We start from the raw sequence: 21,622 nt of genomic DNA, 5'->3' as shown, positions 1-21,622 counted from the left end.
CCTGTCTTCCGCAGGCCGGGGCCTCTCGGCCATCCTGGACCGGTGTCCGCACTCGCCCCGCACGACGAACGCCTGCTCCTCGCCGCCATCGACCTGGCCCAGCAGGCCCGCGACCACGGCAACCACCCCTTCGGCGCCCTGCTCGCCACCGCCTCCGGCGACGTCCTCTGCGAGGCAGAGAACACCGTCCTCACCGACCGCGACGTCACCCGCCACGCCGAGCTGAACCTGGTCAGCCGAGCCTCCCGCACCCTCACCCCCGACCAGCTCACCACCGCCACGCTCTACACCAGCACCGAGCCCTGCGCGATGTGCTCGGGCGCCATCTACTGGAGCCGCATCCCCCGCATCGTCTACGCCTTCGGCTCGGACGAGCTCGCCGCCCTCGCGGGCGGCAGTACGGAGCTCACGCTGCACCTCTCGAGCCGCGACGTGTTCGCGGCGGGGGCGCCCGACGTACGGGTGTCGGGGCCGCACCTGGGAGAGCGGGCGCGGGCGGTGCACGAGGGGTTCTGGGGCTGACCGGGCGTGCAGGTTCCGCGACGGCAGGTGCCTGGGCGCGAGTTCGCCGAATCCACGTACTCGTAGCGGTACGCAGTGGTTCCATGACCGGGCTCCCTCCGAGAGGAACCCCCCATGGCTCGAACCACCCGCCTGACCCTGCGCGCCCTCGCCGCCCTGGTCGCCCTGCTCGCCGGCACGCTCGTGACGCCCGCCGCTGAGGCCGCCGCGCCGGTCACCGCCCTACCCACCCAGGTCTCGTTCGGCTCGCTCCACGTCGGCAAGAGCGTGGCCCGGAGCGTCACCCTGAAGGCCGCTGCGGGTCAGACGATCACCCACGTCCAGTCCCTCGAAGGGGCGCCCTTCGAGGTCGCGACGGTCCCGGCGGCCTGCACGGCGCCCGGCCCGACGCAGTGCACGCTCACCGCGACCTTCAGCCCGACCCGGGCGGGCCTCGCCACCGGGTCGATGTGGGTCGTGACCTGCGCGTCCAGCACCTCGTGCTCGGACACCTACATCCCCCTCACCGGGACGGGCGTCGCCCCCGGCACCAGCCCGGCCATCGCCTTCGGTGCGGCGAAGGCCGGCGCGACGGTGACCAAGCCGTTCACCGTCAGGTTCGACGCGGGCTGGTTCGTCCGCTACGTCGAGTTCGCCGAGCAGCCCGGACCGGCCACCGCGACGTTCACCGTCCCGGGCGTCCCGCCCGGCGTCTACACCGACCCGTGCGGCACCTCCCCCGCCGCGACCAGCTGCACGATGACCGCCGCGTTCCGCGCACGTTCGATCGGGGCGCAGAGCGACACGATGAAGGTCCACGTCTGCAAGGTCGCGGACTACTCGTTCTGCACGGTGCTCACCTCGAAGGTCTCCGGAACCGGGACGGCACCAGCCACTGTCTCGCCGGGCAGCCTGCGCTTCGGCCGGGTCATGATGACCAGCGGCGGAACCTGGCCGATGAAGGTCACCCTCACCGCCGGCTGGCGAGTCGGATCATTCGGGCTCGCGGGCGTGCCGTCCGCCCCCGGCCCACTCAGCGACATCCGGCACATCGGCACCACCTGCACGAGCCCGACCGTCTGCATCATCCAGATCGGGTTCCGCCCGACCCAGACCGGGAGCTACGCCGCGGACGCCTACCTCCAGGTGTGCAACACCGCCGGGATCTGCTTGTACCTGCCGAAGTTCCGGATCACCGGCACCGTGTACCAGAGCGCGAGCCGGACCGCGGTGAGGTCCAGCGCCGCGACGGCGCGCCTCGGTTCCCCGCTGACGTTGACCGGGACGGTGACGCCGGAGCCGCAGGGTCTCGAGTCCGCCCAGGGGACGATGACCTTCTACGACGGGAAGTCCGTCGTGTGCGCCGACGTACCCGTGAGCAGGACCGGTGTCGCCACCTGCACCGCCCCTGTCGGAGGCACCACGGGCTCGCACGCGATCAAGGCCGTCTACTCCGGCAACGTCCGGTTGAAGGCGTCCACGTCGGCGGCGGTCTACGTACGGGTCACTGGCTGAGAACCACGCTGCTCGAGCAGGCGGACCACCCCCGCGCGCCGGCGGGTGCCGTCGGCCGGCGACCAGCTACGACTGGCGCAGGCCGGTCGTCAGGAAATCGAGCCACCGGCTCCGCTGAGCGCTCGTCGCACCCAGTGGAGCCGTGTTGATCAGGAGGTAGAGGTCCTCGACGGTCAGGTCGGGACGAACGGACCCCTCGTCCTGCGCTGCTCCGATCACCCAGGCGAGCTCTGCCGCGGCACGTTGCTCACTCTCGGCAGCAGCGGCCGAGGTCACGCCACCGTTCGCGATCTTCGCAGCCTGGCTTCGTGCGGTGAGCTCCATCACGAAGGCCAGGAAATCGAACAGGCTGGCGCCCGCCGGCGCTCCCGCCTCCACCTCCTCCCGCAACTCGACGGCCCGCCCAGCAACCTCCCGCACGTAGTCCGAGACGATGGCGGCGACGAGGTCGCTCTTGGTCGGGAAGTGGTTGTAGAGGGTGCCGACTGCCACGCCGGCCTCGGCGGCGATCTCGGCCATGGGGACCTCGGCACCGACGCTGTCGATCAGGCGCCGAGCAGTGCCGAGAATCCTGAGCCGGTTTCGCGCCGAGTCGGCCCGAGGTGCGCGGTTGCCGCCGTCGTGAGCCATCTTCCCCGTCTCTCCTAACGCGTACTTGAAAGTGAACTGGGGTTCAACATACATTGTGAACCACCATTCATCTTAGACGAGGACACATCCATGAGCGCCAAGCCCACCCGTCAGGTCGTCATCGTCACCGGTGCCTCATCGGGTATCGGCGAGTCGACCGCCCGCCGCCTGGCCGAGGACGGCCACATCGTCTTCGGTGCAGCCCGCCGGCTGGACAAGCTCGAGAAGCTCCGTCAGCACGGCATCGAGCCGCTGACGATGGACGTCACCGACGAGAACTCCATGGTCGCCGGGATCCAGACCATCATCGACACCCACGGCCGGCTGGACGTGCTGGTGAACAACGCCGGCTACGGCTCCTACGGCGCCTTGGAAGACGTCCCCCTCGAGGAGGCGCGCCGCCAGTTCGAGGTCAATGTCTTCGGTGCCGCCCGTTTGATGCAGCTCGCCCTCCCCCACATGCGGCAGCAAGGAAGCGGCACGATCATCAACATCACGTCGATGGGCGGCAAGATCTACACCCCCCTGGGCTCCTGGTACCACGCCACCAAGTTCGCTCTCGAGGCACTCAGCGACTGTGCCCGGCTCGAGGCTGCCCCCTTCGGCGTCGACGTGGCGATCATCGAACCCGGCGGGATCCGCACCGAGTGGGGCGGCATCGCCGCCGACCTCCTACGTGAGACCTCTGGCCACACGGCCTACGCCGACCAGGCCAACGCCGTCGCCGAGTCCCTGGCCGGAGAGGGCAATGCCCGGTTCTCCTCCGACCCCTCCGTCATCGCGAACGCCATCAGCAAGGCAGTGGCAGCGAAGCGACCCAAGACACGCTACGCCGTCGGCTTCGGCGCCAAGCCCCTCATCGCCCTGCACGACAAGCTTCCCGACCGCGCGTTCGATCGACTCATCCGTCGGGCATCCGGCATCAAGTAGGGCCCGGGCCTCGATGTCGCCCTGAACCTCTGAACGGAACCGGCCCTGCCCTGCGCGTGTGCACGGGGCAGGGCCGGACCTGTCGGAGCCGCCTGTCGGAATCGAACCGACGACCTAGTCATTACGAGTGACTCGCTCTACCGACTGAGCTAAGGCGGCGTACGCCGGTCTGCACCAGCGACCGCGGCAGCATACCGGGACCGGCCCCGAGACCGGGAATCCGGGTCGGCTTCAGCAGGTCAGGCCGTCCCGGGGGACCTTGCCGTCGATGAGGTAGGCGTGGACGGCGTCGTCGATGCAGCTGTTCCCCTTGTTGTACGCCGTGTGCCCGTCCCCCTCGCGGGTGACCAGGACGGCGGACTCGAGCTGCTCGGCCATCGCCACCGCCTCCTTGTACGGCGTCGCGGGGTCCCGCGTGGTGCCGAGGACCACGAGGGGGGCCGCGCCGGAGCCGTCGATCTTGAGGTCGGGCTCGTCGGTGGCGGTGAAGGGGTCGCCGTCGCAGGCGGTCAGGCCCCAGGCGAAGACCTTGCCGAAGGTGGGTGAGGCCTTCTCGAAGTCGGCGAACTGGCCGGGGACCTGGTCGGGGGTGATGGACCAGGGGTCGTCGAGGCAGTTGATGACGGAGATGGCCTCGAGGCTGTTGTCGGTGTAGCGACCGCCCTCGCGGGAGCCGTAGAAGTCGGAGAGCTGCAGGAGGGTCGAGCCGTCGCCCTTGAGGGCGGCCTTGAGGCCGTCGTCGAGGAAGGACCAGTTGTCCTTGGCGTAGAGGGGGGTGATCAGGCCGTAGAAGGCGAGGCCGACGGTGAGCTTGCGGCCCTCGGCGTCCTTGGTCTCGAGCGGCTTCGCGTCGATGTCGTCGAGCAGGCCCTTGATGGTCTTCAGGCCGGCGTCGACGCTGTCGCCGAGGAAGCAGTCGCCGTCGGCGACGCAGCTGCCGACGTACGAGCGCAGGGCGGTCTCGAAGCCGGCGGCTTGGCTGAGGGCGCCGTCGCGCGAGGACAGCGAGGGGTCGATGGCGCCGTCGAGGACGAGGCGTCCGGTGTTCTCGGGGTAGAGCTCGGCGTACGTCGCGCCGAGGCGGGTGCCGTAGGAGAAGCCGAGGTAGTCGAGCTTGTCCTCGCCGAGGGCGGCGCGCAGGACGTCCATGTCGCGGGCGGCCTCGACGGTGCTGACGTGGGCGCCGAGGGTGCCGGAGCGGGCCTTGCAGCCGGCCCAGAAGTCCGCGGAGTTCTCGGTGGCCTGCTTCAGCTCCTCGGGGGTGTCCGGGTCGGGGTCGGCGGCGATGTAGGCGTCGAGGGCGGAGTCGCTCAGGCAGTCGACGGGGGCGGACTTGCCGGTACCGCGGGGGTCGAAGCCCACGATGTCGTACGCCGCCCGCAGCTCGGGCGCGAAGTAGTACTGCGCGTCACGGACGGTGGAGGTGCCGGGAGCACCGGGACCGCCCGGGTTGATCACCAGGGAGCCGATCCGTTCGCCGGTCGCCTTGGCCCGCTCGAGGGCGATCTCGATCGAGCCGTCGCCGGGCTTCTGGTAGTCGATGGGGACCTGGAGGGTGGTGCACTCGTCGGCGCCGCAGGCCGACCAGCTGAGCTTCTGCTGGTAGAAGTCCTCGATCGTGCGACCGTCCGCGCCCTGGGTCTGCGCGGGGGGCGGCGTGGAGGAGTCGGCGGCCGGCTCGTCGGAGTCGTCGCCGCTGGTCAGCAGCACCACTCCGATGCCGACGCCGCCGGCGAGCACGAGGGCCCACACCACGACGACCGCGACGATCAACTTCTTGCTCACCAGCAGCTCCTCATCGTTGTGGCGCCTTCAACGCCACCATCATCGACTCCAGGGCCAAAGCCACCGGCACGTTGAACTCCAGCATCTGTTCCCGCGCGGCGAAGATCCAACCGATCCTGCGGAGGTTCAGCTCGGGGGTGGAGGTCTCGACGATGGTCTGGACCTGTTCCCGGATGTCCTCGTTGACCAGCTCGCCGGGGGCTCCGGTCGCGAGTGCGATGGCGTCGCGGTAGACCGACATCAGGTCGGTCAGGCCGCGGTCGACGACGTCGAGGTGGCGCCGCTTGGCGCGGGTGCGCTGGCCCTTCTCGAGGGCGGCGAGGGCGGGGCCGTACTCGCGGGGGCGCCGGCCGCGCTCGACCACGCCGTAGGCCGCGTCGAGGTCGACCTTCTCGCGCGCGTCGAGCTCGGCGGTGATCGCGTCGGCCTCGTCCTTGGCGGCGCTCGCGAGGCGCGTGGCGGCGTCCATGCAGCGGCCGAGGGTGGTCAGCCGCACGGGCATGCTGACGACCTCCTGGCGCCGGCGGCTCACGTCGTCGTCGAAGGCCAGCGCCCGGGCCCGGCCGATGTGTCCCTGGCTCGCCCGCGCCGCGTACGACGCCCGCCCGGCCTCGACGCCCCGTGCCTGCAGGAAGCCGGCGACCTCCTCGGTCGTCGGCGTCGCGAGGGTGACCAGGCGGCAGCGCGAGCGGATGGTGGGCAGCACGTCCTCGACGGTCGGCGCGCACAGCATCCAGATCGTGCGGCCGTTGGGCTCCTCGATCGCCTTGAGCAGGGCGTTGCACGCCTGCTCGGTGAGCCGGTCAGCGTCCTCGACGATGAGGATCTGCCAGCGGTCGCCCATCGGGCTCAGCGACGCCCGGCGGACCAGGTCGCGGACCTCGTCGACGCCGATCGACAGCTTCTGGGTGCGGATCACCGAGACGTCGGCGTGCGAGCCGGCGAGCACGGTGTGGCAGGTGTGGCACGTGTCGGGGCAGTCGGGCCCGCGTCCGCCCTGGTCGCACTGGAGCGCCGCGGCGAACGCGATCGCCGCGTTGGACCGACCCGATCCCGGCGGACCGGTGAACAGCCAGGCGTGGGTCATGCCCTGGCCGGCGACGGCCTTCTCGAGCGCGGCGACGGTCGGCTTCTGCCCGACGAGGGTGTCCCAGACGCTCACGGTGCCATCCTCCGTGCCTGGGCCAGCAGCGGCGCCACCCGCGCCGCGATGAGGGCGGCGATCTCGTCGATCGTGCCACGGGCGTCGACGACGAGGTAGTGCGCGGGGTCGTGCGCGGCGAGGTCGAGGAACGACTGCCGTACCCGCTGGTGGAAGGCCAGGCCCTCCCCCTCGATCCGGTCGCGCTCCTCGAACCGGCCCAGGCCGGCCTCGGGCTCCAGGTCGAGGACGACGGTCAGGTGCGGGCGCAGGTCGCCGGTGGCCCACCGGGAGACCTCCTCGAGCTCGTCGCGGTCGAGCGCGCGGCCGGCGCCCTGGTAGGCGAGGGTCGAGTCGACGTACCGGTCGGTGATGACGACCTCGCCGCGGTCGAGCGCGGGCAGCACGAGGGTCTCGACGTGCTCGGCCTTGTCGGCGGCGTAGAGCAGGAACTCGGTCTTGTGGGCGAGCTCGCCGGTCTCGGGGCTGAGCACGATCCGGCGCAGGTCCTTGCCGACCGGGGTGTCGCCGGGCTCGTGGGTGAGCCGCACGGCGTAGCCCTGCTCGGCCAGCCGGTCGCGCAGCAGCCGTGACTGGGTCGACTTGCCGCCGCCCTCACCGCCCTCGAAGCACACGAAGACGCCGGTCGAGGTGTAGCGGCCGGGATAGCGGGTCACGGGTTGAACCTACGAGACGGGTCCGACACGTGCCACGTCCGGGGCGACCGTCCTACGCTCGCGTTGTCATGTGGACCACCAAGACCGCCCTCGGCGTCGTCCTCCTGCTCGTCGGCGGTGCCGCCCTCGGCTGGTGGCTCCTGCGCGACGACAGCGTCTCCCACGCGCTCCCGGCGCCCCGCGACCTGGCCGCGGTCACCCGCGCGATCACGGACGCCGTCCCGCCCGCGCAGCGCGACGCGGACGTCCCCGGCGTCACCGTCGGCGTGAGCAAGGACGGCGAGGTCGCCTGGACCCGCGGCTTCGGCGTACCGGAGGGCCAGCTGCTCCAGGTGGGCTCGATCTCCAAGACCGTCGCGGCCGCGGCCGTGCTCACCCTGGCCGACGAGGGGATCCTCGACCTCGACGCGCCCGTGTCGTCGTACCTGCGGGCGTGGCGGTTGCCCGCCGAGTTCCCCGACCCGGACGCGGTCACCCTGCGCCGGCTGCTGTCGCACACCGCCGGCATCGGTACGCCGGGCTACCGCGGGCGCCCGGCGGTCCGGCCGCTGCCGACGACGGCCGAGGCGCTCGACGGCATCCGGCAGAGCGAGGAGCCGGGCACCTACGCCTACTCCGGCGGCGGGTTCACGATCGCCCAGGAGGTGGTCGAGGAGGTGACCGGGGAGCCGTTCGCCGACGTCGTGCAACGGACCGTGCTCACACCCCTGCGGATGACCGCGAGCGGCTACGCCTGCCCCGGCGCCACGCTCCGGTACGCCGAGGCCGCGGCCGCCGGCCTCTGCGCGACCGCCGCCGACCTCGCCCGGTTCGCCGGCTGGCTCGGCTCCGCGGACCCGCGCGCCGTCCGGATGCGCACCCCGGCCGCCGGCACCGACGGCCGCTACGGCCTCGGCACCGAGATCGGGGACGACGGCGCCACCGTCGGCCACCTCGGCGTCAACCGTGGCTTCCACGCCGAGCTCCGGGTCAACCCGACGGCCGGCGTCGGCCTCGTCGTCCTCACGGACGGGGACCGCGGCGGCGAGGTCGTCGCCGCGGTGCTCCGGGCGTGGCAGGACGCGGGCTAGGCCTTCTTGGCGGCCTTCTTGGCCGGCGCCTTCTTGGCCGCGGCCTTCTTGGTGGTCGTCTTCTTCGCAGCCGCCTTCTTGGCCGGCGTCTTCTTCGCGGCGGCCTTCTTCGCGCCCTTCTTGGCCGCCTTCTTGGCGGGGCCCTTGGCCCGGCGCTCGGCCAGCAGCTCAGCGGCGCGCTCGAGGGTGATCTCCTCGACCGAGTCGTCCTTGCGCAGGGTCGCGTTGTACTCACCGTCGGTGACGTACTCGCCGAACCGGCCGGCCTTGACGACCACCGGCTGCCCGGAGACCGGGTCGTTGCCCAGCTCCTTGAGCGGCGGCGCCGCGGCGGCTCGGCCGCGCTGCTTGGGCTGGCTGTAGATCTTGAGCGCCTCGTCGAGCGTGATCCCGAAGATCTGGTCCTCGCTGGTGAGCGAGCGCGAGTCGGTGCCCTTCTTGAGGTACGGCCCGTAGCGGCCGTTCTGGGCGGTGATCTCCTCGCCGTCCTCGCCGGCGCCGACGACGCGCGGCAGGGCGAGCAGCTTGACCGCGTCGCTGAGCGTGACGGTGTCGAGCGACATCGACTTGAACAGCGAGCCGGTGCGCGGCTTGGCGCTCTTGGGCGCGTCCTCCGGCAGCACCTCGGTGACGTAGGGACCGAAGCGGCCGTTCTTGGCGACGACCTGCAGGCCGGTCTCGGGGTCGACGCCGAGATCGATCTCCTCGCCGGCCGGGTTGGCGAGCAGCTCCTTGGCCTTGGCCACGGTCAGCTCGTCCGGCGGGAGGTCCTCGGGCACGTTGGCACGCTTGGCGAACGCCGCGCCGTCGTCGCCGGGGCCCTCGAGGTAGGGGCCGTACTTGCCGACCCGCAGGTGGATGCCGTCGTCCTCGTCGCCGACCGGGAAGGTCGCGAGCTCCTTGGCGTCGATGTCGCCGAGCCCGGTCACCAGCGGCTGCAGGCCCTCGAGGCGGTCGGAGCCGTAGTAGAACTCGCTGAGCTCGCTGACCCGGTCCTTCTGGCCCTTGGCGATGTCGTCGAGGACGGTCTCCATGCCCGCGGTGAAGTCGTAGTCGACCAGCCGCGAGAAGTGCTCCTGGAGCAGCCGGATCACCGAGAACGCGATCCACGCCGGCACCAGCGCGGTGCCCTTCTTGTAGACGTAGCCGCGGTTGAGGATCGTCCCGATGATCGACGCGTACGTCGACGGGCGGCCGATCTCGCGCTCCTCGAGCTCCTTGATGAGCGTGGCCTCGGTGTAGCGGGCCGGCGGCTTGGTCTCGTGACCGTTGGCGCTCAGCGACGCGGCCGAGACCCGGTCGCCCTCGTGCAGGTTGGGGAGCCGGGTCTCCTGGTCGTCCTTGGCCGCGTTGTCGTCGGTGCCCTCGACGTAGGCCTTGAGGAACCCGTGGAACGTGATCACCCGGCCGGACGCGGAGAAGACGACGTCCTCACCGGTGCTCGCCGCGCCGCCGAGGCGGATCGTGACGGACTGGCCGACGGCGTCCTTCATCTGCGAGGCGACGGTGCGCATCCAGATCAGCTCGTAGAGCCGGAACTGGTCGCCCTTGAGGCCGGTCTGGGCCGGCGTGCGGAACGAGTCGCCCGCCGGACGGATCGCCTCGTGCGCCTCCTGGGCGTTCTTGACCTTGTTGGCGTAGGTGCGGGGGGCGTCGGGGAGGTACTCCGCGCCGTAGAGCTCCTGCACCTGTGCCCGCGCCGCCCCGATGGCGCTGCCCGACAGCGTCGTCGAGTCGGTACGCATGTAGGTGATGAAGCCGTTCTCGTACAGCCGCTGCGCGACCGACATCGTCACGCTCGAGCTCATGCCGAGCTTGCGGCTGGCCTCCTGCTGGAGCGTGGTCGTGCGGAAGGGGGCGTAGGGGGAACGGCGGTAGGGCTTGGACTCGACCGACCGGACGTCGTACGTGCTGTCGGCGAGGCCGCTGACGAGCGCCTGGGCCCGCCGCTGGTCGAGGTGGACGACGTCGGCGCGCGCCTTGAGCTGGCCGTCCTGCCCGAAGTTCGAGCCGCTCGCCACCCGCGTCCCGTCGACGCTGTAGAGCTTGGCCGGGAACATCCGCTGGTCGTGCGCGGAGCCGGCGTCGAAGGTGCCCTCGAGGTCCCAGTAGGAGGCGACCTTGAAGGCCATCCGCTCCTTCTCGCGGTCGACCACGAGCCGGGTCGCGACGGACTGCACACGGCCGGCCGACAGACCCGACATCACCTTGCGCCACAGCACCGGCGAGACCTCGTACCCGTAGAGACGGTCGAGGATGCGGCGCGTCTCCTGGGCCTCGACGAGGTCCATGTCGAGGTCGCGGGTGTTGGCGGCGGCGGCCTGGATGGCCGCCCGGGTGATCTCGTTGAAGGTCATCCGCTTGACCGGGATGCCCTTGGGCTTGAGCTCGTCGAGGAGGTGCCAGGCGATCGCCTCGCCCTCGCGGTCCTCATCGGTGGCGAGGTAGAGCTCGTCGGCGTCCTTGAGGAGCTGCTTGAGCTTGGCGATGTGGGACTTCTTGTCGCGCGGGACGATGTAGTACGGCGTGAAGTCGTGCTCCACGTCGATCGCCAGCCGACCCCACGGCTTGTCCTTGATCTTGGCCGGGGTGTCGGCGGCGTTGTTCGGGAGATCCCGGATGTGGCCGATGGAGGACTCGACGACGAAGCCGTCGCCGAGGTACCCGCCGATGGTGCGGGCCTTCGCCGGCGACTCGACGATCACCAACTTGTGGGACACGGAGACCTTCTCTGCTACTTGTGCGCTGCCTGATCCGGCGGTTCACGGTAGCGCGTGGTGTCCAGCAGGGTGGCGAGCGGCGTCCAGGTGGGACGGTCGGGGAGGCCTCTCAGCCGACAGAGATCTCCCCGATGACCTGCTCCTCCTGGGCGATCCGGGCGTCGTCCCCGATGGGCGCGACCCCGATGAACACGCCGTACGACGCCGGGTCGCCCGTGTCGACGATCACGACCGTGGTGACGTCCCCCTCGATCGGGAGGCCCTGGCCCTTGACCCGGATCTCCGAGGTGATCCGGTAGGCCGGCTTGCCGTCGACGGAGATCTCCTCACGCTTCAGGTCCGTACGCTCCGAGAAGCCCTTGTAGATCTGGTCGTTGGTGGTGAGGCACTGCATGATGATCTCGGCCGTGGAGTCGACGCCCTCGAAGCCGTGGGCGCGCGGGATCGCACCGACGCCGTAGAGCGAGATCCACTTCTGGGGCACGACCTCGGCGACCTGGGAGATGAACCCGTCGGCATAGGTGTGCGCCGGCGACTGGCGTGCGTCGGTGGTGTAGCCGTCGAGCTTGGGGATCCTGAGACCGCCGCCCGTGAGCGTCGTGGCGCTCGGGTCCGGGGCGGTAGCCGGCTCCGGCTTGCCGCCGGTGCACTGGATGCCGGTCGGGCGCACGGTCGACGAGGTCTCGTCGGTCGGGCCGTCGCTGGTCTGCGACGTGGGGTCGTCGGCCTTCTTGTCGCCGCCGCCGTCGTCGTCACCGCTGAGCGCGCGGATGCCGAAGAAGCCGCCCACACCGAGCAGGGCCAGGACGAGGACCGCCGCGACGACGATGCCGACCGTCTTGCCGGTGCTCCCACCGCCGGTGCCGCCGGTGCCGCCCGGGGGCGGGGTCGGGCTCCAGGTGGGCTGGGGCTGCTGCTGGTACTGCGGCTGCTGCTGGTACGGCTGCTGGTACGGCTGCTGCTGGTACGCCGGCTGGGCCGGGGGCAGCGCGGTGGCCGCGGTCGGCGGGACCTCCGGTGCCGGCGGGGTCGCCGGCGGGGCCGGAGGCGTCGCGGGAGCCGAGGAGGCCGCGCCGCCGCCGGACGGCTGCGTCGTGGTCATCTGGCTCCACGCCTGGCCGTCCCAGTACCGGTAGGTGTCGGGCGCGCCAGCGGGGTCGGGGTACCAGCCTGCGTTCGTCACGCGCCCAGTCTGCCGCACGGCGGCGTGGTCACTCGCCGGGCGCGAGGAACCCTTCGGCCACGAGCTCGGCCAGCTCGGGCAGGTAGACCTCCCGCAGACCGGCCGGGTCGCGGTCCAGGAGCTGCCCGACGGCGTCGACCAGCGGACCCACGGCGAGCTCGCCGTCGCACGCGCCGGCCACCGCCGCGACGACCGTGTCGACCTGGCGGGCGCGGCGGAACCCGCGCTGCTGGCGGAGCACGATCGTGGCCGGGTCCTCGCCACCGACGGGGCCGGAGGTCTCCTGGACGACGTCCTCGCGCAACACCAGGTGAGTGTCCGCGTCCAGCGACCGCGCGGCCAGGGACGAGTCGGCCCACGCCGAGATCGCCGGGGCGATGGGCTGCTCGACGTCGTACGGCCACTCGAGGAGGTCGCGGACCAGCGCGCCCGGCGCGACGTCCGCGCGCCGGCGCAGGTTGAGCCAGCCGAAACCGACGCCGGCCACACCCTGCTGCTCCAGCCAGGACAGCCACGTGTCGTAGCGCCGGCCGTAGGTCGCGGGGTCGCCACCGGTCGCCGGGTGGTGCCCGGAGTCCTTGAGCCACAGCTCGACGTACGACGCCGGGTCGAGCACCTCGCGCTGGACCACCAGCGCGTCGCACTCGTCGGGCAGCCAGCCGCCGATCCGCTCGTCCCAGGGCCGGTCCTTCTCGATGACCCAGTTGGCGAGCACCTGGCACCAGCCGCCGTCGGTCAGGTGGTCGGGCGCGGTCCGGACGATGTGCTCGACGACCTGGTCACCCGGCAGCCCCGAGTCGCGGTAGACGAGGCGCTCACCGGTCGCCGGCGAGATCACGAACGGCGGGTTGGTCGCGATCAGGTCGAACCGCTCCCCCGCGACCGGCCCGAAGAACGACCCCTCGCGCACGTCGATCTTGTCGTCGACGTCGTTGAGCGCCGCGTTGAACCGGGCGATCGCCAGCGCCCGCTGGTTGACGTCGGTCGCGACCACCCGGTCGCTGTGCGCCGCCAGGTGCAGCGCCTGGACCCCGCACCCGGTCCCGAGGTCGAGCGCGGTCCCCACGTCGTGCCGCAGCGTCAGCTGGGCCAGGCTCGACGACGCCGGGCTGATCCCCAGCACGTAGTCACCGGTCACCGCCGTCGGGATCCCGTCCAGCCCCGGAGTCAGGTCGCTGACCACCCACAGGTCCCCCTCCTCGGACCCGTAGGGGCGTACGTCGAGCCGCGCCGCGACCTCCCCCACGCTCTGCACCAGCGCGCCCGCATTGGCCAGCCGGTCGACCAGCCCGGGCAGCGCCCGCTCCGCCTCGGACACCGGCACCGCGGCCTGCAGCAGGAAGAGCCGGACCAGCGTCGCCAGCGGGCTCCCGTCCGTCGTACGGCGCAGGCCGGGGCGGGTCTCGTTGCGCGAGAGCGCCTGGTGCGCCTCCGGGCCGAGCAGGTCGCTGACGGCGTCGTAGGTGAAGTCGGCGGCGAGGAGGGCTTCGCGCAGGGGCGCGGCGAGGGCGACGGGCAGCACGGAGCAACGGTAGAACGTGGGGCGCTCAGGCCGCCGTCCGGCGTCCCCGCAGCACCCACCACAGGCCGAACCCACCACAGCCCGCGGTCGCCACGGTGAGCAGCGGGTACGCGACGGCCGCGCCCGCGTCGGTGACCGCGAGCCACCCGACGAGCACGGTCGTCAGCAGGGCACCGCCCACCACCGGGCGCTGCCAGGCCGCGAGCCTCCCCATGGACCGGAGCGCGGGCAGCCCGAGCAGCAGGCCGAGCAGCGCGAGCCCCCCGACCAGCACCGCGACCACCGTCGACGGCGGGGCCGGCGCATCCGTACCCAGGCCGCCGCGCCGGACGAGGGCGTACCCGCCCAGCGCGCCGAGCGTCGCCCACGAGGCCAGGGAGGCGACCGGATCCGGTCCGGGACGGTCGAGCTTCGCGCCCCGTTCGCAGGCGAGGATCATCGCGCGGTCCATCTCGTCGGTCCGCTCGGCCGCCTGGCAGGCCTGGGCGATCGCCAGGAACGGCACGGGCTCGCGCGGCTGGAGCTGGGACCACACCAGCAGCGGAGGCAGTGGCTGGGGCTGACCCTCCTCGACCCTGCTCTGGACCACGGCGGTGCGCAGCCACAGCGGTGCCACCAGCGGTACGCCGGCGTCCCGGTCCGGAACGCCCGAGGCCGCCAGCGGCGTCGGCGCCATCCGCAGTCCGGCCTCGGCGACCTCGAACGCCCCCGCGACGTCGCCCCGGATGAGCAACGCGGCGGCGAGGTCGTCGTAGGCCTCGCGCACGTAGGGTGCCGCCGCGACCAGCCCGCGCCGCGCTGCCAGGCTCTCCTCCGGAGGCCGGACGTCGCCGGCCACCTCGAGCCGAGCGCGCGCCCACCACGCGTCGACGTACCAAGGAGCGTGGAGGAGCGCCGTGTCGGTGCTCGCGAAGCACGCCTCGGCATCCCCCTCGATCTGGTGCAGGAGCGCCCGCAGGCACCACAGCCTCGGGTCCTCCGGCGCGGCCACCAGCTCGGCCTCCAGCCGGCTCCACGTCTTCTCGCGCCGGCCTCCGGACGAGAGCCCCAGGATCTCGTCGTCCCGCTCCGGATCGGCGTCGCGGACCGACGCCGGCACCGGCGGCAGCGGAGTGACCCCGGCCGGCAACGCGGCCGGGCGCCGGAGGTGGCCTCCCTGCGTGATCTCCTCGAGGAGCGCGTGCGCCGCCGGGTCCCCGGGCGCCACGCGGACCAGGTGCCGGGCGGCGTCGAGCGCGACCTCGGTGCGCCCGCGAGCGACATGACCCAGCGCCAAGGTCCGCCAGGCGAGCGGATCGTGCGGTGCGAGCTGGGTCCAGGCGCGCGATCGCCAGGTGACGACCCGGTGATCGTCCTCCCCCATGGCGCCCAGGACCGTGCTCCTCAGGACGCCGAGCGACACCTCGGCCGGCGCGCTCGGCACCCGCGGAACCGCGGTCGCGACGCCCGCAGTCGCGGTGGTCTCCGGCAGCACGATCTCCGGCACCAGCAGCTGGGCCCGGTCCAGCGCTTCATGAGCGCGACCGAGCTCGCCCATCGCCGTCAGCCCCCGGAACAGCAGGACGTGCCCGATCCCGAGGTCCGGCGCGAGCCGGGCCAGGTTTCCACCGAGCGTCGCCGTCTCGTGCGGGAGGGCCTCGGCAGCACCACCGGGACCGTCCACTCCGGAGAACGGGCCCAGGAGCGCCCGCAGCACCCACCCGTCCAGGTCGTCCGGGTGCGCCTCCGTGCACCCGCGCACCAGGTCGCGCGCTTCGTCGTACCGGCCGGCGAACGCCAGGTCCGCGGCGCGCTGCAGCGCGCTTCCCTCTCCCATCGCGCCACGGTAGCGGCGGACGAGGGTGGGCGTGGGTGGTTCAGGAGCGCCGCACCCGGATCACCAGCGTCGTGCTCGCCGCCGACGTCGCCTGGCTGCCGCCGTAGCGCACGACGAGGCGGTGCTTGCCCGGCTTGAGCTTCTTCAGGGTCACCAGCACCTTGCCGCCGCGCAGCGTCCCGCTGCCGACCTTGCGGCCCTTGTCGGTCACGGTCACGACGCCGGACGCGACGCCGCGGGTGGGCTTCACGACGACCTGGACCTTGGCCTTGCGGCGGGAGGTGGGGGCCTTGCCGACCGCCTTGGCGCTGACCCGGGCGGCGACCTTGAGCGAGGTGACCGTGCCGCCGAGCGTGCCGGAGCTGCCGGACAGGCCGCCCGGCGTACCGCCGGTGGTGCCGCCGATCGGCCCGGTCCCGGTCACGCCGCTGCCGGAGCTCGCGATCGTGAACGTCTGCAGGGGGCCGTAGACGGTCGAGCCGCCGGTGGGGGTGAACGCGCCGCGCCAGTAGTTCTTGCGGCCCGGCACGATCAGGCTCGCGAACGGCGCCCAGTCGGTCCAGCCGTAGACGGACGACCCGAAGTTGGCCGGCACCGGCACCTCCACCTGGTACGTCGGCTGGTCGAGGCCCGTGGCGAACTCGATCCGCAGCACGCCCGGCCGGTTGTTCGTGATCGCCTGGAACTCCGACACGATCCCGTACGGCGTCACCCCGCCGTCGGGGTTGTGCGTCGCGGCGACGGTCGACGGGTTGTCGTACAGCACCTGGTACGACGGCGTGGCCGGCGTCCCCCCACCGCCGGCGACCGCGAACACGTAGACCGGCGCGCGCAGGGCGACCGTGCTGTCCGAGTTCCCGTCGAGGGTGTCGAGCGAGATGTTCAGGTTCGCGCCCGACACCGGCTGCGTGGCACGCACCGGGAACTGGAACTCCCAGCGCCCACCCTGCGCGACCCCCCACAGGCCCTGGTCGCGGTTGTTGGAGTACGTGCCGTTCGTGAGGTTCCCCCAGCCCGGGCAGCCCTGCATCGGCGCCGGTCCGCCGGACCCGTTGTAGCCGCAGCGGATCTGCTGGGAGGTGTCGAAGACGACGCCGGGCGGCAGCGCGATCCGCGGGCGGAAGTAGGTCCCCCCGAGGCAGGGATTGCCCAGGCCGTGGACGGAGTAGTGGATCCAGAACGTCTGCCCCACCGCGGGCACGCCGCTGTCCGGATCGGCCCAGTAGCCGGCATACGCGCCGATGCCCGCCTCGGTGTAGGGCGTTCCCTGGATCAGGCCGATGCAGTTGACGACCTGCGTGTAGCCGATCCCGCCGTCGTACCAGCCGCCGGGGCGATCGGCCGCGCTCGCGGGCGTGGGGTGCAGGAGGCCGGTCCCGAGGAGGAGCGCGACGAGGACGGCGACGAAACGCAGGGCTCTGGTCACCGCACCATTCGGCCAGGAGGGACGGCAGCTCCGCGTCAGGGGAAGACCCCTAGTTTTCCGGGATTCCTAGCGGACCCGCGCCGCGCGGGCGATGCCCCGGCCGGCGACCGCGGTGCGGAAGCGGACCGACGTGCGGGCGCCGTACTCGATGGTGGTGGCGACGCCGTGCCGGCCGAGGGTGCTGTCGTACCAGCCGGTCAGCGTCGGCGACACGGTCCCGGACGGGTTGCCGACGCCGAAGTGGCGGCGCGGGAGGTGGAGGTTGCGGGCGAGCCGCTTCTCCCAGCGGACGTCGCGGCCGCTGCGGCCGATCCCGCGCAGGGGCTGGTGGATCGACGCGATGTAGTCCGGAGCTATCTCGCGCAGGAACGCGATCATCGCCTGCGTCTCCGGCTCGCTGGCCGGCCGCGGACCGCCCCAGTAGCGGGTGCCGCGCCGGGCGCTGGACCAGCCGCTGGTGGGCCAGTTGCGGTTGAGGTCGACCCCGTGCGCATTGGTGCGGGTACGACGAGCGGCGCCGTCGGGGTTCATCGTCGGGATCACCCAGATCCCGGTCCCCGGCTTGGGGGTGAGGTGCTTCTTGAGCCAGCGCGCCGTGGCGGGTCCGGCCTTCTCGTCGCCGTGCATCTGCCCGAGGACGAGCAGGACGTGGGTGGCACCCGGATCACCCCGGTAGAACGCGCGGATCGGGCGCCCGCGCACGGAGTGCCCGATCACGGTGCGCGTCAGCGCCTGCGGGGCCGCGACGGCGCTCGGGGCCGGCGGTGCGGTCGCCTCGGCGGCGGGCGACGGTACGACGGCGGCCGCGCCGGCGACGACCACGAAGGTCGCCGCCAGCGCGGCCAGGGTGCGCCGCACGCTCAGACGGCCTCCGTCGCGGCGGGCTCGGAGGCGCCGTCGTCGATCGCGGAGGACCGCTGCTTGGAGATGTAGACCGCGGCGAAGATGCCCGCGGCCGCGGCCAGCGCGATGAGGATCCGGACGACGTCGTTCTTGTCCTCGCCGTAGGAGAGGCTGACGACAGCGCCCACGATCAGCAGCGACACCAGGTTCATCACCTTGAGGAGCGGGTTGATCGCCGGACCGGCGGTGTCCTTGAACGGGTCGCCGACCGTGTCACCGGTGACCGTCGCGGCGTGGGCCTCGGAGCCCTTGCCGCCGTGGTGACCGTCCTCGACGAGCTTCTTCGCGTTGTCCCAGGCCCCGCCGGCGTTGGCGAGGAACACCGCCATCAGCGTGCCGGACGCGATCGCGCCGACCAGGAATCCGGCGAGCGGACCGACGCCGAGGCCGAAGCCCACCGCGATCGGGCTCAGGATGGCGAGGATGCCGGGCGTCGCCAGCTCGCGCAGCGAGTCGCGGGTGACGATGTCGACCACGCGGCCGTACTCCGGACGACCCGTGCCCTCCATGATCCCGGGGATCTCGCGGAACTGGCGGCGTACCTCGTAGACGACCGCGCCTGCCGCCCGGCCGACGGCGTTGATCGCCAGGCCGGAGAACAGGAACACCACGCCCGCGCCCAGCAGGGCGCCGACGATCAGCTTGGCGTCGTAGACGAGGAAGTCGTCGTACAGGACGTCGCCGGCCTCGGCGAACGCGCTCTGCGTGTACGACGCGAACAGCGCGCTCGCCGCGAGCACGGCCGTGGCGATCGCGATGCCCTTGGTGATCGCCTTGGTCGTGTTGCCGACCGCGTCGAGCTCGGTGAGGATCTTCGCGCCGTCCTCGCTCACGTCGCCGGACATCTCCGCGATGCCCTGCGCGTTGTCGGAGACCGGGCCGAACGTGTCCATCGCGACGATGACGCCGACCGTGGTGAGCAGGCCGCAACCGGCCAGCGCGACGGCGAACAGCGCCAGACCCGTGGAACCACCGGCCAGCAGTGCCGCGCCGAAGACCGCGGCGCCGATCACGATCGCGGTGTAGACCGCGGACTCGAGACCGACCGAGAGGCCGGACAGGATGACGGTCGCATGGCCGGTCAGCGAGGTACGGGCGACGTCGTTGACCGGGCGGTGCTCGGTGCCGGTGAAGTAGCCGGTGAGCGCGAGGATCGCGGCGGCAAGGACGATGCCGATCGCCACCGCTCCGGCGGCGAACACCTGCGGCGAGAGGTCCGCCTCGACGCCCGTGCCGAGCTCGGACCAGTCGCTCGGGAGGTAGACGAAGGCCGCGATCGCGCTCGCGACCAGACCGACGGCGGCCGAGAGGTAGAACGCCCGGTTGATCGTCTTCAGGCCGCTCTCGCCGGCGCGGGGCTTGGTGAGGTAGACGCCCGCGATGGCCGAGAGGGCGCCGATCGCCGGGACGATGAGCGGGAACACCAGGCCCTGGTCGCCGAAGGCCTGCGACCCGAGGATCAGCGCGGCGACCAGCGTCACGGCGTACGACTCGAAGAGGTCGGCCGCCATGCCGGCGCAGTCGCCGACGTTGTCGCCCACGTTGTCCGCGATCGTCGCGGCGTTGCGCGGGTCGTCCTCGGGGATGTTCTGCTCGACCTTGCCGACGAGGTCGGCACCGACGTCGGCGGCCTTGGTGAAGATGCCGCCGCCGACCCGCATGAACATCGCGAGGAGCGCGGCGCCGAAGCCGAAGCCCTCGAGCACGTTGGGCGCCGTCTCCTGGAAGACCATGACCACGACGCTCGCGCCGAGCAGGCCGAGACCCACGGTGAACATGCCGACGAAGGCACCCGTGCGGAAGCCGATGTTCATCGCCGGGTCGCGGCCCTGCTCGTTGGCCGCGGCGGCGACGCGCAGGTTGGCGCGCACCGCGAGCGACATGCCGAGGTAGCCGACCGCCCCGGAGAAGCCCGCTCCCACGAGGAAGAAGACCGACCGGGCGATCCGGACCCCCCACTCGGACTGCAGACCCGTGGCGCCGTCGGCGGTATGGGCTGGCAGCGCGAGGAGGACGATGAACGCGATGGCCGCGAAGATCGTCAGGGTGCGGAACTGCCGGGTGAGGTAGGCGTTCGCCCCCTCCTGGACGGCCTGGGCGATCCGCTGCATGTTCGCGGTGCCCTCGCCGGCGCGGAGGACCTCCGATCTGAACAGCACGGCCATGCCCAGAGATCCGAGAGCGATCACGGCCACGATCGCCACCAGGGCGAGGTCGCCCCCGGTGACTTCGACATCGACGACGAGCGGACGGGGCATACGACTTGCCTCCTGGGGGAGTTCAGCTTCGGGTCATGGGAGACCCAGGTCTGAGATCGTGGCCCGGAGTCTACGCAGACTGTGGCGTAGAACACATGGACGTTGTGACGCGAGTCACACGTCCCGGGCGTGTCTCAGCGTCGTCTCAGCGCACGCGGCTGTGCCAAGCGCCCATCTGCGCGGCCTCGGCGACCCGCTCCGCGACCTCGTCGAGCTCGTCGAGCTCCTCGTCCAGGAGCCCGACCGTGACCCGGACGAAGGCGCCCTCCCCCGGGAACACCTGGAACGGCCCGCCCGGCATCACGCCGATGCCCAGGGACGCCAGCCGCACCAGCGCGGCCGACTCGTCGCGGACCGGCACCCACACGTTGAGCCCGTCGCGCCCGGTCACCTCGATGTCGTGGCGCCGCAGCACCGCGCAGAACGCGGCCCGCCGCTCGGCGTACGTCGTCCGGGCGGCGGCGACCTGGGCGACCGCGGCGTCGTCGGACAACAGCTCCAGCAGCACCCGCTGGAGCAGCCGGCTGCTCCAGCCCTGGCCCAGCTGGCGCAGCCGCGCGATCCCGGCGAGCACCTCGTCGGGACCGGACACCGCCGCCAGCCGCAGGTCGGGACCGTGGGACTTGCCGAAGCTGCGGATGTGCACCGTCCGCTCGGGCAGGAACGCGCCCAGGCTGACGTCCGGCGAGGTGCTGATCGCGCCGGCGGAGTCGTCCTCGACGACCAGCACCGGCGACGGCGCCTCCTCCAGCACCCGGGCGAGCTCCTCGGCGCGCCGGGGCGTGGTGGAGATGCCGGTCGGGTTGTGCGCCCGCGGCTGCAGGAAGAACGCCCGCGGCCCCTTGGCCAGCGCCGCCTCCAGCTCGGCCGGGACGACGCCCTCGTCGTCGAGGCGGACGCCGATCACGCCGACGCCGGCGGCCTCGAAGATGTCGAGCGCGGGCGGGAACTCGGGGTGCTCGACGACCACCGTGTCGCCGTACTGGAGCTGGGAGCGGACCACCAGCTCGACCGCGTCCATCGCGCCGTCGACGATCGCCAGCGAGGACGCCGGGGTCGGCCAGTCCTCCAGGATCAGCTCCTGGAGCTCGGGCAGCACCGGGTCCTCCAGGTAGCTCTCCGAGGCACCCGCGGTGCTCAGCACCTGCAGCGCGGTGGTCAGCGAGGGCAGCAGCGCGACGTCCGGGACCCCGGTGGACAGGTCGAGCGCGAACTGCGCCCGCGGGTCGACCACCCGCCGGATCCGGCCCTCGGCCGGCTGCGCCTGCTCGGCCACGATCGTGCCGTTGCGCCCCGCCGTCCGGATCGCGCCCGCCCGCGCCAGGATCGACCACGCCGCGCTCACCGTGGTCGGCGAGAGCGCCAGCTCGCGGGCGACCGTGCGGATCGGCGGCAGCCGCTCCCCGCCGGTCAGCTCGCCGTCGCGCAGGGCCCGGCCGACGGCGGCCGCGAGTCCCCGCGCCGTCGGCTCGTCGAGGCGGGCCTCGATGGCCGAGAGCAGCTCACGCACGGTGGCGGGCACGCGGACGTCGTACGGCGTGCCGG

General features: G+C 72.4%; 16 protein-coding genes and 1 tRNA gene. 4 read left to right on the top strand and 13 right to left on the bottom strand.

What is annotated here, in order from left to right; all coding sequences use genetic code 11:
- Nucleotides 1-42 precede the first annotated feature (42 nt).
- Nucleotides 43-522, top strand: a complete 480-nt coding sequence (locus CCO04_RS01955) for a nucleoside deaminase (protein ID WP_308281104.1) — start codon at nt 43-45, stop codon at nt 520-522.
- 114 nt (nt 523-636) lie between these two features.
- Entirely contained in the window at nt 637-2,016 is a 1,380-nt protein-coding gene (locus CCO04_RS01950) for an Ig-like domain-containing protein (protein WP_215812402.1), read from the top strand.
- Between the two features lie 66 nt (nt 2,017-2,082).
- On the opposite strand, the gene CCO04_RS01945 is transcribed toward CCO04_RS01950, so the two are convergent.
- Nucleotides 2,083-2,646 (bottom strand): TetR/AcrR family transcriptional regulator, encoded by a 564-nt coding sequence (locus CCO04_RS01945; protein WP_215812401.1) that lies wholly within the window; start codon nt 2,644-2,646, stop codon nt 2,083-2,085.
- Between the two features lie 90 nt (nt 2,647-2,736).
- Between CCO04_RS01945 and CCO04_RS01940 the strand changes: the two genes are divergently transcribed.
- A complete protein-coding gene (locus CCO04_RS01940; protein WP_215812400.1) occupies nt 2,737-3,576 on the top strand; it encodes an oxidoreductase in 840 nt (279 codons plus the stop codon).
- A gap of 86 nt (nt 3,577-3,662) precedes the next feature.
- Here CCO04_RS01940 and CCO04_RS01935 read toward each other — a convergent pair.
- The 4 genes from CCO04_RS01935 to tmk all read right to left on the bottom strand — a co-directional run bounded on the left by CCO04_RS01935 (nt 3,663) and on the right by tmk (nt 7,179).
- Nucleotides 3,663-3,735 (bottom strand) — tRNA-Thr (locus CCO04_RS01935).
- A 72-nt stretch (nt 3,736-3,807) separates the two neighbouring features.
- Nucleotides 3,808-5,361, bottom strand: a complete 1,554-nt coding sequence (locus tag CCO04_RS01930) for an alpha/beta hydrolase (RefSeq protein WP_215812399.1) — start codon at nt 5,359-5,361, stop codon at nt 3,808-3,810.
- 10 nt (nt 5,362-5,371) lie between these two features.
- The gene (locus tag CCO04_RS01925) at nt 5,372-6,523 is read right to left on the bottom strand and encodes a DNA polymerase III subunit delta' (RefSeq protein WP_215812398.1); all 1,152 of its coding nucleotides are present in this window, start codon (nt 6,521-6,523) and stop codon (nt 5,372-5,374) included.
- Complete coding sequence (gene tmk / locus CCO04_RS01920) at nt 6,520-7,179, bottom strand: dTMP kinase (RefSeq protein ID WP_215812397.1); 660 nt, start codon at nt 7,177-7,179, stop codon at nt 6,520-6,522. Before tmk ends, CCO04_RS01925 begins: the two co-directional genes overlap by 4 nt.
- Nucleotides 7,180-7,247: 68 nt before the next feature.
- Between tmk and CCO04_RS01915 the strand changes: the two genes are divergently transcribed.
- Nucleotides 7,248-8,249: a serine hydrolase gene (locus CCO04_RS01915; RefSeq protein ID WP_215812396.1), complete on the top strand. Its 1,002-nt coding sequence runs from the start codon at nt 7,248-7,250 to the stop codon at nt 8,247-8,249.
- Here the strand turns inward: CCO04_RS01915 and topA are convergent.
- The 8 genes from topA to CCO04_RS01875 all read right to left on the bottom strand — a co-directional run bounded on the left by topA (nt 8,246) and on the right by CCO04_RS01875 (nt 21,599).
- Complete coding sequence (topA, locus tag CCO04_RS01910) at nt 8,246-10,969, bottom strand: type I DNA topoisomerase (RefSeq protein WP_215812395.1); 2,724 nt, start codon at nt 10,967-10,969, stop codon at nt 8,246-8,248. The two genes, CCO04_RS01915 and topA, sit on opposite strands and share 4 nt — an antisense overlap.
- Nucleotides 10,970-11,078: 109 nt before the next feature.
- Entirely contained in the window at nt 11,079-12,152 is a 1,074-nt protein-coding gene (locus CCO04_RS01905) for a DUF2510 domain-containing protein (protein WP_215812394.1), read from the bottom strand.
- A gap of 28 nt (nt 12,153-12,180) precedes the next feature.
- On the bottom strand, nt 12,181-13,674 hold the full coding sequence (locus CCO04_RS01900) for a class I SAM-dependent methyltransferase (protein WP_215812393.1): 1,494 nt from the start codon (nt 13,672-13,674) through the stop codon (nt 12,181-12,183).
- A gap of 25 nt (nt 13,675-13,699) precedes the next feature.
- Nucleotides 13,700-15,490, bottom strand: coding sequence for a lipopolysaccharide assembly protein LapB (locus CCO04_RS01895; protein ID WP_215812392.1), 1,791 nt, complete (start codon nt 15,488-15,490; stop codon nt 13,700-13,702).
- A 40-nt stretch (nt 15,491-15,530) separates the two neighbouring features.
- Nucleotides 15,531-16,916, bottom strand: coding sequence for an Ig-like domain repeat protein (locus tag CCO04_RS01890; protein ID WP_215812391.1), 1,386 nt, complete (start codon nt 16,914-16,916; stop codon nt 15,531-15,533).
- A 66-nt stretch (nt 16,917-16,982) separates the two neighbouring features.
- The gene (locus tag CCO04_RS01885) at nt 16,983-17,774 is read right to left on the bottom strand and encodes a M14 family zinc carboxypeptidase (RefSeq protein ID WP_215812390.1); all 792 of its coding nucleotides are present in this window, start codon (nt 17,772-17,774) and stop codon (nt 16,983-16,985) included.
- A gap of 2 nt (nt 17,775-17,776) precedes the next feature.
- Nucleotides 17,777-20,077: a sodium-translocating pyrophosphatase gene (locus tag CCO04_RS01880; protein WP_215812389.1), complete on the bottom strand. Its 2,301-nt coding sequence runs from the start codon at nt 20,075-20,077 to the stop codon at nt 17,777-17,779.
- Between the two features lie 145 nt (nt 20,078-20,222).
- Nucleotides 20,223-21,599, bottom strand: coding sequence for a PLP-dependent aminotransferase family protein (locus CCO04_RS01875; protein ID WP_215812388.1), 1,377 nt, complete (start codon nt 21,597-21,599; stop codon nt 20,223-20,225).
- Nucleotides 21,600-21,622: the final 23 nt, after the last annotated feature.

This window comes from Pimelobacter sp. 30-1 (assembly GCF_018831735.1).
GTDB lineage: Bacteria > Actinomycetota > Actinomycetes > Propionibacteriales > Nocardioidaceae > Nocardioides.
The sequence above is the reverse complement of the archived record's forward strand: the minus strand, read 5'-3'. Positions and strand labels throughout refer to the sequence as shown.